The sequence below is a fragment of the Chromobacterium haemolyticum DSM 19808 genome (genome assembly GCF_000711885.1).
Lineage (GTDB): Bacteria > Pseudomonadota > Gammaproteobacteria > Burkholderiales > Chromobacteriaceae > Chromobacterium > Chromobacterium haemolyticum.
Map to the genome: position 1 here is coordinate 22,420 of NZ_JONK01000030.1, position 18,260 is coordinate 40,679.

Consider the following 18,260-nt stretch of genomic DNA (forward strand, 5'->3'; position numbering starts at 1 on the left):
TTCGCGCAGCGGATTCAAAACCCGCTAGCCAGAAACAAGCTACCCCCGCGGCAGCCCATAATGCTGGAACGCCGAACGCTGCGGCAGGCGATAACGCGGCTGGCCCAGCAACTGATTGATGATGGCCGCGTTGCGGATCGGGCCTATGCCCAGGTCCGGCGAACCCACCCCGTGCTGGAAAATCTCCGCGTTCTGCACAAAGACCCGGCCCGGCCCCTGATCGCGGCGGCGGGCGGTGAAATCCTCCTCCACGATGCAATCGCCCTGCGCGTCCACCTCCAGCACCGTCTCCTTCAGCCGCTCAAACCACTGCGGCCAAGCGTGCGCGTAGCCGGTGGCGGCCACGATGGCGTCGGTCTCCAGTTGGCAGCGCTGGCCCAGTTGCCGGTGATGGCAAGTCATGCGCAGCGCGCCGTCCGCGCCCAGTTCCTCCAGTGCTTCCACATCGCAATTGGAATACAGCTTCAGGCCCGGATCGCGGCCGCCTATCGAACGCTCGTAGAGCAAGTCGAAGATATCGCCGATGGTGGAGAAGCTGATGCCCTTGTACAGCAGGCCCTGGCCGGCCACCACCTCGCGGCGCTTCTCCCGCGGAATGCTGTGGAAGTACTGCATATAAGCCGGGGTGAAGCACTCCTGCCCCAGCTTGGAAAACTCCATCGGGTGGAAACCCGGCGCGCGCGTGATCCACTGGATGGACGCCCCGGCCGCCACCTGCTCCGGGCTTAGCTCGCGGAACAACGCCAGCACACACTCCGCCGCGCTCTGGCCGGAGCCGATCACGGTGACGCGCCGGCATTGCGACAGCGCCTGTTGATTGGGGATGAACTGGGCGGAATGAATCACCCGCGGGTGGCGGCTGGCGCGCGCCCACGCCGGCAGCCACGGCGAAGTGCCCACCCCCACCACCAGATCGCGGCCGGCATAGCGGCGCATCCCGCCGGACGCCGATTCGCTGTCCACCACAAAACGCCCCGCGCCGGCGTCGTAAGCCACATCCCGCACCTCCTCGCCAAAACGGCAGGCCGGCAACTGCTGCGCGGCCCAGCGGCAGTAATCGTCGTATTCGATGCGCGGCACCAGGGTGTTGTCGTAGTAGTAGAACTGGTAAAGCCTGTCGTGCTGGTGCAGATAGTTCAGATAGCTGAGCGGATGCGTGGGGTCCGCCAGCGTGACCAAGTCGGCCAGGAACGGCACTTGCAGCGTGGTGCCCGGCAACAACAAACCCTCATGCCAGCGGAACGCCGGTTTGCGCTCCAGAAACACTCCTTTGATGTCCGAGTGGCGCGACAACAAGGCCGCCAAGCCCAGATTGAACGGCCCGATGCCAACGCCGGCAACATCTACGTTCGCCATTTCCATATACGAAAAACTCCCAAGGTTCTATCGGTTGTCCCCAGGGCTGAGAAGCCGCCCCGGGATGAGTTTGATCAAGGCTGACCAGCCACCAGCAAGCGCTCCACATCCGCCACATTGCGGCAACGCAGCAGCTGTCCGGGCGACAGCTCCACGGCGAAGGTTTCCCGCATGCGCGCCGCAATGGCTTTCAGATGCTGGGGCAGCAAGCCCATGCTGCTGAAATCCAGCAACTCGTCGGCCAGTTCCTGATAGGAACGCCCCAGCACGCCCAGATAAATGTCCAGCACCGAGCGCCGGTGCCGTGTCGCCGGGGCCGGAGCCTCGGCAACGGCGGCAGCGGGCGCGGGCGGCGCCACAGAGTTCTGAGCCGGAACCTGGGCCGGCGCCTGCAACAGCGCGCGCGCGCTGCGGCGGTCCGGCTTGCCGTTTTGCGACAAAGGCAGCTGCTCCACCCGCAGGAAGCGCGTGGGCACATGAGATTGCGGCAGGACGCGGCGCGCGTGCTCGCGCAGATCCGCCGCGCTCGCCTCCGCGCCGGGCTTGGCCACGTAAAGCGCGCCGATGCCCAGCTCCCCCTGCCGCTCGTCGCCCACATCCACCACCAGCACATGGGCCAGCGCCGGATGCTTGATCAGCTCCATCTCGATGTCCGGCAGCGACACCCGCACGCCGCGCACCTTGATGTAGCCGTTCACCCGGCTGTCGAACATCATCACCCCGTCCGGCCGGTAGCGGCCGCAGTCGCTCGTGCGGAAGGCCCGCGCCTCCTGGCCGGTCTCGTCCCGCACCGTGACGAAGTCGTGCTGGGTCAGCTCGCCGTTTTCCAGATAGCCCAGCGCCAGATTGACGCCGGCGGTGTGGATGCGGCCGGCCACGCCGGCCGGGCAATGCTCGCCGCGCTCGTTCAGCAGCCAATAGCGGTTGCCGGGCAGAGGCCGGCCATAGGGCACCTTGGCGCAATCCTCGGCGAGGATGTCGTGCCAGATGCTCCAGATCGTGGTTTCCGTCGGCCCGCCCAAGGACAGCAGCCGCGCCGCCGGCAGGGCGGCGCGCAAATCCGCGATGATGGACGGCTTGATATAATCCCCGCCCTGGGCCACCAGCCGCAGGCTTTGCAGCCCGCCTTCCCGCCGGCAAGACAGCAACATCTCCAGCATGGCCGGCACCGTGCACCACAGCGTGACGCCGTGCTCGTCCACCAGCTGGTTCCAGCGCACCGCGTCCTTCTCCTCGCCCGCCTCCGGCAACACCAGCGTGGCGCCGGCGCTCAGGCTGCCCAGCACGTCGAACACCGACATATCGTGATGCAGCGGCGTCACCGACATGCACACATCGCGCTGGCTCACCTGCCAGTGCTCCAGCGTGGAGCCAATGACATTGGCCGTGGCCCGGTTGCACAACACCACGCACTTGGGCTTGCCGGTGGTGCCCGAGGTGTACAGGTAATACGCCGGCGTCTCGCTCAGGGACAGCGCCTGCCAGCCGCCGCGCGCGGCGAGCGGCGCGGGCTCGGCCAGCAGTTGTTCCGGCGTGGCCCGCGCATGCTCCGTCGGCAAGGGCTGGGCCGCCACCACCAGGTTTGGCCGGCAGTTATCCAGCAGATAACGCAGCCGCTCCTCCGGGGACGCCGCGTCTATCGGCACCCACACCACGCCGCTGAAGGCGCACGCCAGGGTGAGGATGGTGTGCTCCGGGCTGCGCGGCAGGCATACCGCCACCACCTGGCCCGCGCTCACGCCGCGTGCCTTCAGCGCCGCCATTGCCCGGGACACCGCCTCGCCCAGCTCGCCGTAGCGTATCCGCCGCTGGCCGCTGATCAACGCCACCCTGGCGTTGTCCGGGTCAAAGATATGGGCGGCGATGCGGCCGAGGAAATCCTCGCGCCGCGCCTCGGCTTCCACGCTGTTCAGCCGATAATGGCCGTAATCCAGCACCCGCCCGGCCGGCGCCTCGAACACGCCGCTGTCCACCACCTGCTCGATGGCCCGCTCCAGCGCGCTCAGCACCGCGCCCACCAGCGCCGGCTCCAATGCGTCGCGCGCATAGTCGATATCAAACACCAGCGCGCCGTCCGCCCGCGCGGAAAAGCGCAGATCCATCGCCACCTGCGGCGTCTGGGTCAGCCCGCCTATCTGGCGCATTGCGCCCTCCGCTGCCGCAGGCCACGACAAGCCATTGGTCACCACCACCGGCAGCGCCGGGCCGGGGCCATGACTTTCAAACAACATCCGCGCCAGGTCCACGCCGGAGAAGGCCAGGTGCTGCAAGCCCTCCATCACGTCCGCCTGCAAGCGGCGGCCGCGCTCCGCCAGGCTGTCCAGCCCCGCCTGCCACGCCACCGCGATGAAGCTGGAACGGTTGGAGAAACCGCCGGACGGCAGCGGCGCCACCGGCACCGCCACGCACAAGCCGCCCTCGTCCAGCCAGTGCGACAGCACCTCCAACACCAGCGCCATCACCGTGGTGTTCTTGAAAAAGCGTTGGCCGTTGCCCAGCTTGCTCAGCCGCTCGAAACGCTCCGCGCTCACCGTCAGGCTTTGCCGCTCATAGCGCGCCACGCCCAATTGATCCAAGGGCTTGCGCCAGGGCAGCCTCGGCGCGCCGCCGCAATCGGCCAGCTTGTTTTTCCAATACAGCGCGTCCGCCTTGCGCGCTTCCGCGGACACCTCGGCCGCCGTGGCGGTGGCCGGCCTGCTCGGCTCCACCACACCCTGGAACAGCTCCAGCATCAGCGCGGCGATGGAACGGCCGTCTACGATCAAGGCGTCAAAACGCGCAAACACCGTCAATGAGCCGTCCGGCAGCAGGAACAGCGTCAGCTCCCACGGGGAGTGCTCCAGATCAAACAGCGCGTGGGCGTAATCCTCACGCGCCGCCGCCACCCGCTCCTGGGCCGCCGCCGGCGACAAGGCGCGCAAATCCACCTCCCGCAGATTCACCCGCGGCTGCGCGCGGACCCGCTGCCGCAAGCGCGCAACGTCTATCACCGTGCGCAGGCAATCATGCCGCCGCACCATCTCGGCCAGCCGGGCGCGCAACAACGCCGGATCCATGGCGCCGTGGTATTCGCGGAATTCCTGCATCGCCACCCCGCCCAGCGGCAGCTGCGCGGTGCGGCCCAGCAGATACGCCTGCTGCAACACCGACAGCGGCGTTTCCGCCTCCGGCTGCGCCAGCGGCCGCTCCAGCGCGGCCGGGTCCGCCGCCACAGCGGTGGCCAGCGCCACGAAATCGTTGAATAGCTGCGTGACCCAGTCTTGCGGCAAGGCGTCCAGACGGATGTCCCAATTGATCAACACCCCGCCGTCCGCGCTGACGATCTGCGCGTCCAGCGCCACCTGCGGCCCTTGCGAAATCACCCAGTTCATCGCGCCGAAGGAGCGCCGCACCCGCTCCGAGAACAGCTCCCCGCCCGGTATGTCCAGCGCCGCGGTGAACACCACCGGCGCAATTTGCGGAGAACGGTGATGGCGGGACAGATCCCGCATCAGGTTGACGCCCGGATAAGCGCAATGGCCGGCGCGCTCCAGCAACTGCGCGGCCAGGCTTCGGCACAGCGCGCCCGTAGTTGGCGCCGCGTCCAAATCCACATTCAGCAACACCAGGTTGGCAAACTCCCCGATAATGCGTTCCGCGCCCTCCAGCAACGGCGGCCGCCAGAACACCGGCACATTCAGCCGGAAGCGCCGGTCCCCGGTGGCCGCGCCCAAGGCCTGGGCGAACAAGCCCAGCATCAGGCCGGACAGCGTCAGCCGCTGCGCCTTGGCCAAGCGCCGCAAAGCCTGGCGCTGCTCCGGCTCCAACCAGGCGCACAGGCGATGGCTGGACGCCGCGCCCGCCGGCGCCGCCCGGCGCGGCAAGGACGGAGCCGGCGCGATATTGGGCAATTGCTCCCGCCACCAATCGCGGTCCCGTTCCCGAGCCGCCTTGAGCCAGGGCTCGTCCCGCGCCCGGTCGCACCACTCAAAGAAAGACGGCGTGGGCGGCAGCTCCGCATCCGGGGATTCGTAAAACAGCGCCAAATCCTCCATCAGCACACGGAAGCTGGACGGGTCCACGGCGATCATGTCCGCGTCCACATGCAGCCGGCTATCCCCCGCGCCAAACAAGCTGATGGAAAAACGAACGGCTTGACCCGTTGCCAGGTCAAGCCGCTGATGTGTCCACTGCTGGCGCTTGGCTTCCAGGCGCTGCGCCAGCGCCTCGCCCTCCAGGGCGGTGAAATCCTCCATCTCCAAATGAGGCGCCTTATCCGCCGCCGCCAGCGCCTGCATGCCGTCCGCCGTTACGCAGGCGCGCAGCATCCCGTGCTCACGCCCCAGCCTGCCCAGCGCGGCCACCAAACGCGGCAGATCAATGGCTTGGCCGTCAAACTCCGCATACAAATGCGCAGAGACGCCACCCAGATCCGAATGATCGCCCCGGCCCATCCAGCAGGCCGCTTGCATTGAAGTCAGCTCTCTCATTTCACGCCCTTGAAAATTGACAAATGGATTTCTTGCATTTCTTTCATCTCCATATGGCATCTCTAAATGCGAATGATTATAATTTACACCATTAGCGTGATGCAATGATCAAGGTGAAATCGTCATGACGAATGAAAAACCAGCCAAACCATCGCCAACGGAAGCCACCAGCCCGCGCCAATGGCTGCATGACCGGCTGCGGCAACTGATAGCGGAAGACGGGGTACTGAACCCCACGGAAAACCTGATGTATTACGGCCTGGATTCCCTGCGCCTGATGACGCTGGCCGCGGAGCTCAACGCCCGCGGCATCCCCGTGCGCACGGAAGAACTGAGCCGCTCCCCCACCCTGGCGGACTGGGAAGCGCTGCTGGACGCCCGGCAAGCGGGCGCTTGAAGAGTGGCTGCGGCCGGCACGCAGAACCGGCCCTTAGAACCTGTTTACGACCTGCTGCGCTGCGGCGATACCGCGTTGAAAACGGCTTCGAAATGCTCATGTACCACTAGTACATTCCGCTTCCTCAGCCATTTTCGCCTTGTCTCGCCCTTGCTCGCGAGATCGTAAACACGCTCTAAGAACCACTAACAGAACCCCTAAAACAGACAAAACCGGGCGCCAACCCACGCCCAGTCAACAAGGAAAAACACCCGGTAATACCCACCCACTGAGGATCTATTCACGATCTTGCGAGCTAAGACGAGACAAGGCGAGAACAGCTGAGAAAGCGGAATGCGCACAGGGTGCATGAGCATTTCGAAGGTGTTCTCAACGCTCTGTCTAAACTATCCCGTCGACGCGCAGCGGATCGTGAGCAGGTTCTGAGAAACCACGGAGCTATCCCATGTCGCTGTCTTCTCTAGACCAAAACCGTATCGAATCTTTTTGGCAGTACTGCTTGCAGCATCAATATTTCAATCTTGCTTACCCGGAATCGGCCGACTTCGACTACACCCCCTTGCACCGCTTCCTGCGCTTCTCCATCAACAACTGCGGCGACTGGAACGAAAGCAGCAACTACCTGCTGAACTCCTTCGACTTCGAACGCGAAGTCATGCACTTCTTCGCCGAACTGTTCCACATCCCCTTTGACGAAAGCTGGGGCTACGTGACCAACGGCGGCACCGAAGGCAATATGTTTGGCTGCTACCTCGCCCGAGAACTGTTCCCGGACGCCACCCTGTACTACTCCAAGGACAGCCACTACTCCGTGGCCAAGATCATCAAGCTGCTGCGCATCAAATCCCGCGCGGTGGACTCCCTGCCCAGCGGCGAAATCGACTACGACGACCTGGTGGCCAAAATCCAGCAAGACCAGGAACGCCACCCCATCGTCTTCGTCAACGTGGGCACCACCATGAAAGGCGCCGTGGACGACATCGGCATCATCCAGGACAAACTGGCTAAGGCCGGCATCCCGCGGCAGGACTACTACCTGCACGCGGACGCCGCGCTCAGCGGCATGATCCTGCCCTTTGTCGACGCCCCGCAGCCCTATTCCTTCGCCGACGGTATCGACTCCATCAGCGTGTCCGGCCACAAGATGATAGGTTCGCCCATGCCATGCGGCATCGTGCTGGCCAAACGCAGCAATGTGTCGCGCATCTCCGTGGAAATCGACTACATCTCCGCCAAAGACCAGACCATCAGCGGCTCCCGCAACGGCCACACCCCCATGATGCTGTGGGCGGCCATCAAGAGCCGGCCGCTGGCGGAATGGCGTCGCAAAGTGCGCCACTGCCTGGACATGGCCCAATACGCGATAGACCGCTTCCAGGCCGCCGGCATCCAGGCCTGGCGCTGCCAGAATTCCATCACCGTGGTTTTCCCCAGCCCGTCCGAACCGGTGTGCAACAAACACGGCCTGGCCCGATCCGGCGGCGCGGCCCACCTGATCACCACGCCCCACCACCACGACAGCCAGCGGCTGGACCGCCTGATTGACGACATCATCCAGGACCTGGGCGCCGTAACGGTTCCGGCCGGCGCCGCCATGAGCGCGGCTTAGAGCCGGCTTAGATCCGCCACCTTGTGGCAATGCCACGTAAAAAGCCGCCCGGAAAGGGCGGCTTTCTGCTGTAACGCCTCCGTCGTATCGCCGACGCGAGGCAGACTTTGAACAGGTGCTTACTCCGCCTCCAACAACACCGCCTCCACCCCCTGCGGACACGCCACACGTCCCGCGGGCGATGAGGAAAGATCAGCCAGCCTCAACCGGCATTCCCCCTTTGCGTCACTGACGCAGCTGGCTCCCGTAGCAGCCGGCGCCAGCTTGCAAGCCGCCCCCGGACCAGCTGGCATGCGGATCACCACCCGCTGCAAGCTCGGCGCCAGCCGCGCCACCCACCAGCCCGCCTCCCGCATTGCCGCCTGATACTGTCGCCGCCCCTGCTCCAATTGCGACACCGACACACCATCAACGCCGTGCCGCTTGAGGCGAACCTCTACCCCAAGCTGCAAGCCCGCCTTGGCCGGCACCGTAATCCGCACGGGGGGATTCTCGTGATACAAAGCCGCGCTGATAGGTATGGCTGCCGAGCCAAAACGGTCCAAACGCATGCTGATGGGCGCGGCTGCCGTTCTAATCTCCAGCGTACTGCCCTCCAAGGGCAAAGCACGCTCCAATGGAGACAAACGCAGACGAAACGCCAGGGCCGGATACGTTTGCGGATTGACCTTGAACAGGTATTTGAGATTCACCCCGTCGGCGATGCGCCGATAGTCCAACTCGTAGACATGTTGGCCCTGAACGGCTGGCGACAAACCCAGGCCAACAACCGTCAGGTATGCCCACCGGCAGAAACACTTCAGGGACTGAGCCATCGTTTGCCCATCCGGAACAAACCATCGAGAAAAGGCCACGTCACAGCGGACACGACGGAAGCGGGCTCCACAAAACGCAGCAAAGGCGCGCCATGCCCCGCCAAACGTCCGCATTCCGCCACCGCGGAATAAAATCCGCCCACCACGTCGGCCAGCCCCAAAGCAGCGGCCTCCGTGCCATTGACCACCTGCCCGGCAGCCAAACGCTCTAACCCTTCTGGACTCAAGGCCGGCCGGCACTGCAGGATGGTCGCCATGAACTGCCGCCCGTTTTTCTGCACCAGCTCATGCAAGGTCTGCTCCGCCTCAGGCGCCAGATCGGAACAATGGCTGAACATATCTTTCAAGGCATTGCTGGCATAAGCGGTGTAGCGCAAGCCAAGCTTCGACAACAGCGCGGACGGGGACAATAAGCGCACAATCGCCCCCGCACCGCCCAAAGTGGCGCTGGGTGTGACCACGACCCGGTCCGCCGCCAGCGCGATCAACAAGCCCGCCGACAAGGCCGTCTCCATCACCAGGGCGACAATAGGCAAACCCAACTCCTCGCGGCATAGCTTTACCGCTTCGATAATGGCTTCCGCGCTGCCGGCTGCGCCCCCATTAGAAGAGACGCGCAGCAATACCGCGCAAGCCGCCGGCTTCCGTCCCGGCAGTTCTCGTAGCCGCATGGCAAACTCCAGAGCGCAAGCCTCGGTGATAGGCCCGGCAATGGAGAAAACATAAATACAAGACGGTCGACGCGGCCATATCACGGCATGATCTCCATCCGAACCATCGGAAACGCCAATACGGTTCCAATGCACATATCTGTTGTTACATGAGCGATAAAGGCGGCGGCCAATCCCCCGCTCCAGGCTCTAAGCCCTCCCAAGGCCAAGCCGTACAACAAGGTCAAGCCAACGCCTGCCAAGCCATTTGGCACGCCACCGGCGTAATGCGCGGCAGAGAAAGCCATCGCCTGAACCGTCAGAACGATAGGCAAGGACAAACCCGCTTCAATCAAACTGCTTTGTACCATGCCGCGATAAATGACTTCTTCCATCCAGCTGTTCAACAACGCAAACCCCAGAATCACCGCCAGCAAAGCCGTAGCCGGCCAAGCCGGCATCAAACCTGCCTGCACCCGCAAATCCGGAGCGAACCCACGCATCCACAGCAGCAAAACACCGCTACCAATCAAGCCCACCAGCATACCCAGCACGGCATGACACACCCTCACGCGCCCCATGCGCATGGCTTCCAGCAAGAGCGGCCGGTTCCAGCGCCAAAACATCAGAGACGTGGCTAAGATAGGCAACAGCATGATCAGCGGCCAGGTTTGCCACCCCGGCAGCAGCATGCGATTGAGCAAGTACGCCGACACCAACAGACTGACCATCCGCGCCAAGGGCTCGGCATGAGACCATGAACGCCAGACACACCAGGCAGCCAGCAACGCAGGGCCCCATAACACCGCTCCACTGCTCAACTGCGCCCCTGCCAGCGCGGCTATCACACCAAGCAGCGCAGCGCTCTCGCGGCTGCGTAGCAACGGCATACGCATATCAAGCGTTCCTCAAGATTAGGCCTGGCTTGATTATGAAAGAGGCATGGACACCCTGACTCACCCCGCTGTCGCGCTTTCCGCAAGCTTGCGCTGCAAAAGCGCCTCAAAATCCAGCAAAGTGTGCAATTGACCGGCTTCCTCATCGGAAATCTCCACCTGAAACGCTTTTTCCAACTCAAACAACACATCGGACAAAGACAGGGAATCCAACCCCAAGGTCTCCACATCCGCGGCCTCAAGAATGGCCTCCACCGGCAAATCCGCAGCCTCTGCCAAAATGGCCGCCACTTTTTCACGCAGTTCCATATTCGCCTCCATCAGAAAGAGCCTGCTCAATCTCCTGCGCCAAGCGCCAACGTTCCGCTACCGCATGCCAAGCCGTGTATTGCTCGGGATAACGAGCAATCAATGCGCCTATCGCGCCATCAATGCGGCAGGCCAGCTCCGCCAGCTCCTCACCTGAAGACTGGCTCGGCACGGAAAGACGCAAATGGCTGGCGGTACGAAACACGCCTCCCTCTCTCACTACGCTGAGCACAACCAAGTCCACCTCCAGCCTCTTGGCGATCTCCAGAATGCTCAATGGAAACATCGCGGCTTTGCCGCAGAGCCGAGACCCCACCATGCGCACCGTTTCCGTTGGCATGCTGTCCACCCTCATCGCCACGGAATAACCTTGACGCACCGCCCTGGCTATCTGCCTTGCCACCAATGGCTGGTCAGCGGCAATCCCTTCTATTTTTTGCCCGGTCATGGTGGATAAAAATGGATAAAAGCCAATATCCTGCAGGGGCTCCAAAGCGCAGCGTGGCTGCACCACCGCAATTTTCCTGGCATTGGCATATTGCTGCTTCACTGGCACCAGCATGCCAAAATAGTGCAACGCGAATGAAACAAGCAGATAAATAACCGGCTTTTCCGGAGCAGAGCCCTTTGGCACCTGGATATCCACATGCGTATGCTTTCGACCCCAACGCAATAATTGATCTCTGGGCAGCCGGCAGAGAGTGGAAAAAGTAAGAGTGTTCCTAGCGTGATTAATCTGTATTTTCCAATAGACCTGCCAGCTCCGAAAATACGATACGCTCATCACATGGGAAATGGCAGACAGCGTCAAACTCGCTTTACCTGTATTCCTTAAAGCCTTTAACGTCCATGCGGTCCCAACAAAAAAAGCCAGCACCATTTGCATAGAATAAGGCCACTTACCACCAAGCCAGGCCCAACGAGGAATGAGGCCCATCAAATCCGAGAACTTCACGGCAACAGGCATGGCATAAGCTGGCGGCGTAGACGATACCGTGTTTAGACTCTCCATTACCCTCCCCCAAAGCCCAAAAATGCCAGATAAAGTGAGCCCTTATAGCCTGTTTACCACCACATGAGCCAAGACGAGACAAGATGAAACCGCTGAGAACGCGGGGTACATATAATGCACATAAGCGTTTCAAAGGGATTTTCAACGCTGTATCGCCCACGCACAGTAGATCGTAAAAAGCTCTTACCAGCAGGGCTCACTTTATTTACCTCATGACTAGTTGGCAATAATCAAGCATGTTGCAGAGGACTGAACCGGAGTAACGGCGGACTTGGTCACCAGAACTACTTTCCCGCCAATCAACACCTTTACAACCGGAGGTTTAACCGGGCTAGCTGGTTTGTTTAATGGCATGAGTGCTCTCCAAATAAAATAGTGTTGAAATCAACAAGCCTGCTAGCAGCGCAGGCAATTAGCACTCTGCTCGCGCATTCCTCTAAGTGTCAATTCAACATCTCCCTCTCAGCCCTCCACATCGGGCAGGCAGAAATACAACCACCCACATTATTAGAAAAACTCATCCCCAAATAAAATTCCATAATTTCAACTAAAACCAAAAATACCAAAGTCATGTGAAATAAAAAATTCGACTCAGCAAAAACTGGCTATTGCATAATAGAGCTGAAGCACAGCACGTATTACGGGAATAGCCTGCCAACTTAATCTAACCACCCCCATAAAATACCAATATCATTTAAATATCTTCCGCAAGCCTATCGCCATAATCACACCCCCGCTTCATCCCTTGCATGGCTTTATCGCAAGAGCCTCCGGGAAAAATAATGATGGGAAAATGCAACATGGCAAAAGCCGGGCTTATCCATCCATACAGAAAACGCCAACACAGCCGCTTTACTCTCCTCAATCCGCACGCCCTAGCCTTGACGCCCCTGTCATCCCCCCTTACTCTGCCCATGCGCTGCGCCAAATAACGCAGCCATGGGCTGGGAGGCCCTTTCACACATTCGGACGAACCGCTTGGCCGTGGTTCGCCGTGTTCATGCGTTAGCCACAACCGGGCGGGCGCATGGCATTGAGCCCTCCGGGGCTGCCGTTAATGTGTCGGTCCTCCCACTTTGTCATGCGCCTGCCCACGCCTCCCGTGCGTGCCGCGCAGGCTTCCTTAAGCAAATGTTTGTGGAGGCCATAGTGAATATGTTTAATATCAGCCAAACCAATCCTGAGCCTAGCGCCTTGGCCGAGACCATCACCGCCAGCGCCAGCGACACACCCATCCTGCAACAGCTGCAAGACCTGCTGACAGCGCTGCGCGTCAGCGCCCAAGGCCAGCCGGAACTGGAAACACTGAGCCAACAACTGGACCGGCACTACCTGGACGTGGACGAAAGCATCACCTGCGGCACCATGCACCTCCACTACGCCAACCGAAGCCTGCACGCACTGCTGACCCTGCTGCAAAGCTGCCCGGAAGACAAAACGCTGAACTGCGACCAGATCGTGACCTTGCTGGAGCCCGTGCAGCAAGAACTACAAACCAGCCACAGACTGATTTGCTCGGTGATGTAGGTGTGGAAACGCCGCAGCGGAGCTGCGGCGTTTCCTTATTCATACCCCATGGCGGGACCAGCAAAATTTTGGAAACCACGCACAGATAATTTTTGGGTTTCAGCGGATCATGGAGCGCTGCCTAGAACAAGGATCTGTTTGTATTGGTCAGGACTCAACATACGATTTACAACCAAGACAAGCAGAATAAAGGATCAAAGTAACCTGCTCACCCGATACCAAATCAACATAAAATCATTTATTTTCAATATCTTATCAAAATTCATTCAGAGCAAACCCAACTAGGTGTTTCGACCAAGATCAATACCAATCTCATCACGCCAACCCCAATCCGCACAAGTCACTAGAAGTCTTCTACGCATTCTGTAAGTTGCAGGAGATGAAGACCTACGCAAGTCGTCGCGCCTATGTGGAAGAGCTGTACGCAGATGTCTTGTTGGACCTCAAGCGAATTCAACGTCATGCACCTACCTCAAAGAATTGGGGTAAAGCAAACGACGCACTCACCGACGAACTGAATCCAACTCGGACTCAGTGGCTGAAGGCAAAGAACTTTATCTACTCTGCAACACCTGACTTCGAGAATTCGATAAAGGAATCCATAAACGCCATCGAGTCATGCCTGATGGTGTTGCTCAACGAGCCCAATGGAACGCTGGGAAAAATAATCAAGCGAGCAAATCTCGACCCCGATATTGAGCGGCTCGTAAGTCAGGCATATGGGGCAACAAGCAATAAGGCTTTCGTTCGGCATGGCGCAGTTGCGTAATTGCATAGACTTGCACACTCAATTGCATTGCATCTGATCAGCCAGTTGCACGGTGTTGCTGCTGAATTCGGGCTATAAACCCTAATGAAATTCGTTGGGCGTTGTGATGCCCCCCGGTTCTAGGTTGGGCTTTCGGAGGGCCATCAAAATTGAAAAAGCCAACCTCTTTTCGGTAGTTGGCTTTTTTGGTGATGTTGCCATGTAAAAACATTGCGTCATCTTTTTTCCTTGCTTGTCGATACCTGCTTTGCCTCCAAGGGAAGAGTATTGATTTTGCCCTCCAGAACAGCAATGGCCGAAGAGAGTCGCAGCATTTGATCCCGGAGCAACTGATTTTCAGTCTGGATCGACGCTCCACGCTCGTTTGAAGCCTTCAACTCGCTTAGTACCGCTAACTGCCATTCGTCGCCCGACTTGTTGCTGGTTCGATCTTGAATGAATGAGGCTCCGGCTAAAATGGCGGACACAACCACAGAGCCAACAGCAATCCATAGCTGAGTCTTGGTAGTTCGCTTTGCGTCCGCATCCCGTTCATCGAGCTTTTCCAGCATCATGCTCGCAGCATCCGCAAGCTCCTGGAGAGTCTTTGCCGACTTAGCAGATGTCTCAGCCGTCAGTCTAAGCATCTCGCGGTCCTCAGCTCTTTCCCGCGCCATCCGCGCTGTGTGCTCAGCCATGTGGTTGCTGAACTCTAGCGATTTGGTATCGAAGGCTGGGGTAATACTCTTCGAGATGGTGCTTGCCTTGGTCAGTCGTTCCAGCTGCCTCCAGCTATCGCCAAGCTCTAGGCTGCTCTTTCGTACCTGATCGAAAATGCCTTGTGTCGAGCCACGCATCGACTCCATCATTTTGTGCGATTGCTTCCCCTGCTCCCCAATCTCATTCCGCAGAAGCTTGTCCAGGTAAGCCGTTGCAGCCTCTCCAGGCTCCCGAGCAACAGGGGATCGATCTTTTGACCCTTCTCGTGCCTCCCAAAATACGCTCGACGAGGCATAGACCTCTGCGAGCGCTTCAGCCTCGTCATCCGATAGCTGATCTACTTGCTCTGCAGTGATGGCCACGCGCTCTTGGTCGAGCGAGTAGTCCGCCGACAAGCTTGCAATACAAGGCAAGTAACATCGAATGCGCTCAGCGGATGGCAGGTCAGGCAGCTTTTCGAACGCGCCGATGTCAGATACCCGCAAACGGAACAGGAAAACCCGCCCAATCGATGTATCGGCTTCCGCAACATGCTTCAGGAAGATGCTGATGTCGAGCCCCTTCTGCGGGGGCTTGACCTCAGCATTCGATTCTTCTTTGCCGGTGTCGTCCGTCACTTCACCAGCTCCATCAGCTTCCCGAAGCTATTCACCACGTCGTACTTCACGTTCTCCGGCGCGTATTTCTTGTTGATCTCGTCGAAGAACTTACGGGCGCAACGGATCTTGGTTTTCTCGATCTCATTGAGAACCATCGACGACATGGAGCCCTTGGTTTCCGCCACGAAGTACACGTGCTTGACGGCCCCTTCCTTGAAGGAAATGGCCCAGTCCGGGTTGTAGTCGCCAACGGGGGTAGGAATCAGGAAGCCACGCGGCAGCTTGGCGTAAACAACCACATCGGTGCACGTGTCCAGCTCCTTCACGAACTCGCGTTCGATGTTGGAGTCGGTCAGCACGTAGTCGTAGATGTGGCGTTGGAGCTTGCCCCCGGCTTTGCTGAAGTCCTGCTTGGTCTGCCCAGCCGTGAAGATGTCCAGGTCAAACTGATCGGCGACTGGGTCGTAGGCGAGGTGCTCGATGATCACCGTCGCCTTCTGCTCGTTGATTAAACGTACCGTTTCGGCGATGAAGTTCTCGGGGTTAGTCTTGAACTGAGCAAACACGGCCACGTTGATGCCGCGCAGAATGTCTGCCACTGTACGCCGCGTGAGCTGCGTACCTTCGGCCAGTTTGCCGATGAGGTCGTACTTCACTGCGGAATGGATGGAGTGGGTGTTTTTCTCCGTCTCCGTTGCTTTCAGCACGAAGGCGTCACCGTTTTTCATGCCGTCGTACGTAACCTGCGCAGACTGCTCACCACGCTGGATGGTGTACTGCAACGGCGTCACGCGCAGATGCTCATCCAGGGCTTTGACTGCCTTGGCAACAAGCTCGCCAGAATCGAACTGCACGCTGTAGGCCGCCTTGCGGTTGATCCTGGCCCATAGCTCTTTGAATTCCTGCTTTTCGAAGTTGGCGTTGGGCTCCAGCTTCTTCGCCTTGCGGCCATCCTCCGGCTGCATGATCTGGCTTTCGCTGAACACGCTGTCGATCAGTTGGAAAACCTGCTCAGCATGCGGCAGCAGTTCGTCCGGCAACGCTTCGAGCGTGCCTTCCTTCTTGGCCTGATGGTATTTCTCGGTGATGTTGCGCTTCTTATCTACGTACCCGTTCTGGATCAGGTAGAACTCGATGTCTGTGGCTTGATCATCGGAAACCGTAACCGGGCCATCCGTGGTGTTGAGCACTTTGCCGGTGAAGTAAGCCTTATCAGCGACACGCGGACGTGCCGACAGCGATTCGCTGATATCCCTTTGCAGTGCGGCCACGAAGTCCTTGTAGCTTTCGCTCGCCACAACGGTCAGCACGTTCACATCGTGGACGATGGAAGGGTGGTCAATCCGATCACCATGCTGGTTCACCGACAAGCGTAGGCCACGGCCCACTTCCTGGCGGCGGGAAATCGTGTTGTCACTGTGCTTGAGGGCGCAGATGACAAACACGTTCGGGTTGTCCCAACCTTCACGCAGGGCCGAATGCGAGAAGATGAACCGTACCGGCTCGCTCAAGGAGAGCAGGCGCTCTTTGTCCTTCAGGATCAGGTCATAGGCATCCACATCGTCGGCTTCGGTGGACTTCTTGCCCACCTCCGGGTCCACCAGCTTCTTGGTTTTCTTGTCGATCGAGAAATAGCCGCTGTGAGTCTTCTCGACGGCAATACCCTTGAGGTGCTTGATATAAGGCGTTTCGTCCAGGTCCAGCACCTCATTCAGGTAGAGCTGGTATTCCTCTTCGAATACCCGGGCGTATTCGCCCTTTTCATCGGCAGCGCTGTAGTCACGGTACTTCGCGACTTCGTCGATGAAGAACAGGGTCAGTACCTTGATGCCCTGCTGGAACAAAGCCTGCTCCTTGTCGAAGTGGGCTTTGATTGCTTCGCGAATCTGTATGCGGCGAAGCGCGGCTTCGTTCACGTCGCCATCTGCTTCGCCTACCTGCAGCTCGACCCCGTTAGTGAAGCTCAGGGTATCGGTAATGGCATTGATATCGGACACCACATAGCCACGGTACTGATCCAGCTCGTTCGACAGCACAAAAAGGTTGTCGCCCTTGGAGAGCTTCTTCACTACGGGCTTGATGATCCCGCTCTCGAACTTACGCTCGAACTCGACACGCGCCTCGGGTGGCTTCTTGGTGGAAACGTCGATGCCTTGCAAGTAGAGATAGGCGTTGGTGCCCGCCAAACCCTTGACCGAGATGCCGCGCACGGCAATCCTCTTCACCAGCTTCTGGTTGTAGGCATCCAGGGCGTCCAAGCGGTGAATTTTGTTGTGCGTGGTCTTGTGTGTCGCCGAGTAGCGTAGCACCATCAATGGCTTGAAATTAACCAGCGAATCCAGCGTCTTTCCACCCTCCATCTTCTGGGGCTCGTCCAGGATGAGGATGGGGCGATTGGCGCTGATCACGTCGATCGGCCTACGTGACTGGAAGTCGTCCAGCTCTTCGTAGATGCGGCGGGCGTCCTTGCCCGTCGCATTGAAGGCTTGGACGTTGATCACCATCACGTTGATGCCCGCATCCGACGAAAAGCTCTCCAGATGGTGCAACGCCTTGGAGTTGTAAATGAAGAAGTGTGCCTTCTTTTTGTACGTTTCCAGGAAATGATCTGCTGTGATTTCCAGCGACTTCGCTACCCCTTCACGAATGGCGATGCTGGGCACCACGATGATGAACTTGCTCCACCCATACTGCTTGTTCAGATCGAAGATCGTCTTGATATAGCAGTAGGTTTTGCCCGTGCCGGTTTCCATCTCTATGTCGAGATGAATCCTCGAAATCGCTTTGGCATTGTCTTTGTACTGTTTTGTGGCGGGAACACGCTCCTTATTTCCATTTGTCGTGAAAAAATCGTCAAGCGAACCCGATACAGGCAGGTTTTGTAAGCGCTGCACCTGCTGGATGTTGTCCAGCAGGGCAGACTCGGACAAGGTTACGTCGGCGTTGCGGAAAGCCGCCTCTTGGTTGGCGACTGCTTCCGCTTCGAGATCGAGCGCAGATTGAGGGCTCTCCGGAGGCGCTTTTTTCACGCCGGGGTCTAGGCGATAGCGAACCCCGCCATGCTGCGGTGTTTGTCCCTTGAAGCAATCCACCACTGCCTGTACGGCAGCGGTTTGATAGGGCTGTGTCTTGAATTTCAGTTTCATCGTCAGC

13 protein-coding genes are annotated in these 18,260 nt (G+C 59.4%); 4 read left to right on the forward strand and 9 right to left on the reverse strand.

From position 1 onward, the window contains the following. Positions 1 to 39: 39 nt before the first annotated feature. Positions 40 to 1,356 carry a putative histamine N-monooxygenase gene (gene basC, locus BR71_RS16030; RefSeq protein WP_043639833.1) on the reverse strand — a complete coding sequence of 439 codons (1,317 nt, stop codon included), beginning with the start codon at positions 1,354 to 1,356 and terminating at the stop codon, positions 40 to 42. A 74-nt stretch (positions 1,357 to 1,430) separates the two neighbouring features. Further along, positions 1,431 to 5,825, reverse strand: coding sequence for an amino acid adenylation domain-containing protein (locus BR71_RS16035; protein WP_043639750.1), 4,395 nt, complete (start codon positions 5,823 to 5,825; stop codon positions 1,431 to 1,433). A 124-nt stretch (positions 5,826 to 5,949) separates the two neighbouring features. Between BR71_RS16035 and BR71_RS16040 the strand changes: the two genes are divergently transcribed. Both BR71_RS16040 and BR71_RS16045 read left to right on the forward strand, forming a co-directional pair. Beyond that, positions 5,950 to 6,222, forward strand: coding sequence for a phosphopantetheine-binding protein (locus BR71_RS16040; protein WP_043639752.1), 273 nt, complete (start codon positions 5,950 to 5,952; stop codon positions 6,220 to 6,222). Positions 6,223 to 6,667: 445 nt separating this feature from the next. Further along, positions 6,668 to 7,831, forward strand: coding sequence for a histidine decarboxylase (locus BR71_RS16045; protein WP_052370694.1), 1,164 nt, complete (start codon positions 6,668 to 6,670; stop codon positions 7,829 to 7,831). Positions 7,832 to 7,950: 119 nt separating this feature from the next. Here the strand turns inward: BR71_RS16045 and BR71_RS16050 are convergent, their stop codons facing one another. The 5 genes from BR71_RS16050 to BR71_RS24250 all read right to left on the reverse strand — a co-directional run bounded on the left by BR71_RS16050 (position 7,951) and on the right by BR71_RS24250 (position 11,513). Further along, the gene (locus tag BR71_RS16050; protein WP_043639757.1) at positions 7,951 to 8,646 is read right to left on the reverse strand and encodes a hypothetical protein; all 696 of its coding nucleotides are present in this window, start codon (positions 8,644 to 8,646) and stop codon (positions 7,951 to 7,953) included. After that, positions 8,631 to 9,317: a S49 family peptidase gene (locus BR71_RS16055; RefSeq protein ID WP_043639760.1), complete on the reverse strand. Its 687-nt coding sequence runs from the start codon at positions 9,315 to 9,317 to the stop codon at positions 8,631 to 8,633. The genes BR71_RS16050 and BR71_RS16055 overlap by 16 nt, the downstream gene beginning before the upstream one ends. A gap of 80 nt (positions 9,318 to 9,397) precedes the next feature. After that, positions 9,398 to 10,192, reverse strand: coding sequence for a CPBP family intramembrane glutamic endopeptidase (locus BR71_RS23035; protein WP_052370696.1), 795 nt, complete (start codon positions 10,190 to 10,192; stop codon positions 9,398 to 9,400). Between the two features lie 60 nt (positions 10,193 to 10,252). Continuing rightward, entirely contained in the window at positions 10,253 to 10,501 is a 249-nt protein-coding gene (locus BR71_RS16065) for an acyl carrier protein (protein ID WP_043639763.1), read from the reverse strand. Further along, the gene (locus tag BR71_RS24250; protein ID WP_156039008.1) at positions 10,488 to 11,513 is read right to left on the reverse strand and encodes a lysophospholipid acyltransferase family protein; all 1,026 of its coding nucleotides are present in this window, start codon (positions 11,511 to 11,513) and stop codon (positions 10,488 to 10,490) included. The genes BR71_RS16065 and BR71_RS24250 overlap by 14 nt, the downstream gene beginning before the upstream one ends. Positions 11,514 to 12,662: 1,149 nt before the next feature. Between BR71_RS24250 and BR71_RS16075 the strand changes: the two genes are divergently transcribed. Both BR71_RS16075 and BR71_RS16080 read left to right on the forward strand, forming a co-directional pair. Then, positions 12,663 to 13,040 carry a DUF1484 family protein gene (locus BR71_RS16075; RefSeq protein ID WP_156039009.1) on the forward strand — a complete coding sequence of 126 codons (378 nt, stop codon included), beginning with the start codon at positions 12,663 to 12,665 and terminating at the stop codon, positions 13,038 to 13,040. A gap of 379 nt (positions 13,041 to 13,419) precedes the next feature. Continuing rightward, positions 13,420 to 13,809, forward strand: a complete 390-nt coding sequence (locus BR71_RS16080) for a hypothetical protein (RefSeq protein ID WP_043639772.1) — start codon at positions 13,420 to 13,422, stop codon at positions 13,807 to 13,809. Between the two features lie 215 nt (positions 13,810 to 14,024). On the opposite strand, the gene BR71_RS16085 is transcribed toward BR71_RS16080, so the two are convergent. Both BR71_RS16085 and BR71_RS16090 read right to left on the reverse strand, forming a co-directional pair. Next, positions 14,025 to 15,125 carry a hypothetical protein gene (locus tag BR71_RS16085; protein ID WP_052370697.1) on the reverse strand — a complete coding sequence of 367 codons (1,101 nt, stop codon included), beginning with the start codon at positions 15,123 to 15,125 and terminating at the stop codon, positions 14,025 to 14,027. Beyond that, entirely contained in the window at positions 15,122 to 18,253 is a 3,132-nt protein-coding gene (locus BR71_RS16090; protein WP_043639773.1) for a type III restriction-modification system endonuclease, read from the reverse strand. Before BR71_RS16090 ends, BR71_RS16085 begins: the two co-directional genes overlap by 4 nt. Positions 18,254 to 18,260 lie beyond the last annotated feature (7 nt).

Excerpts from the sequence above, each read along its gene's own strand:
- BR71_RS16050 (WP_043639757.1), bottom strand. The coding sequence starts at position 8,646 with ATGGCTCAGTCCCTGAAGTGTTTCTGCCGGTGGGCATACCTGACGGTT.
- BR71_RS16090 (WP_043639773.1), bottom strand. The coding sequence starts at position 18,253 with ATGAAACTGAAATTCAAGACACAGCCCTATCAAACCGCTGCCGTACAG.
- BR71_RS16065 (WP_043639763.1), bottom strand. The coding sequence starts at position 10,501 with ATGGAACTGCGTGAAAAAGTGGCGGCCATTTTGGCAGAGGCTGCGGAT.
- basC (WP_043639833.1), bottom strand. The coding sequence starts at position 1,356 with ATGGCGAACGTAGATGTTGCCGGCGTTGGCATCGGGCCGTTCAATCTG.
- BR71_RS16045 (WP_052370694.1), top strand. The coding sequence starts at position 6,668 with ATGTCGCTGTCTTCTCTAGACCAAAACCGTATCGAATCTTTTTGGCAG.
- BR71_RS24250 (WP_156039008.1), bottom strand. The coding sequence starts at position 11,513 with ATGGAGAGTCTAAACACGGTATCGTCTACGCCGCCAGCTTATGCCATG.
- BR71_RS16035 (WP_043639750.1), bottom strand. The coding sequence starts at position 5,825 with ATGAGAGAGCTGACTTCAATGCAAGCGGCCTGCTGGATGGGCCGGGGC.
- BR71_RS23035 (WP_052370696.1), bottom strand. The coding sequence starts at position 10,192 with ATGCGTATGCCGTTGCTACGCAGCCGCGAGAGCGCTGCGCTGCTTGGT.
- BR71_RS16055 (WP_043639760.1), bottom strand. The coding sequence starts at position 9,317 with ATGCGGCTACGAGAACTGCCGGGACGGAAGCCGGCGGCTTGCGCGGTA.
- BR71_RS16040 (WP_043639752.1), top strand. The coding sequence starts at position 5,950 with ATGACGAATGAAAAACCAGCCAAACCATCGCCAACGGAAGCCACCAGC.
- BR71_RS16080 (WP_043639772.1), top strand. The coding sequence starts at position 13,420 with ATGAAGACCTACGCAAGTCGTCGCGCCTATGTGGAAGAGCTGTACGCA.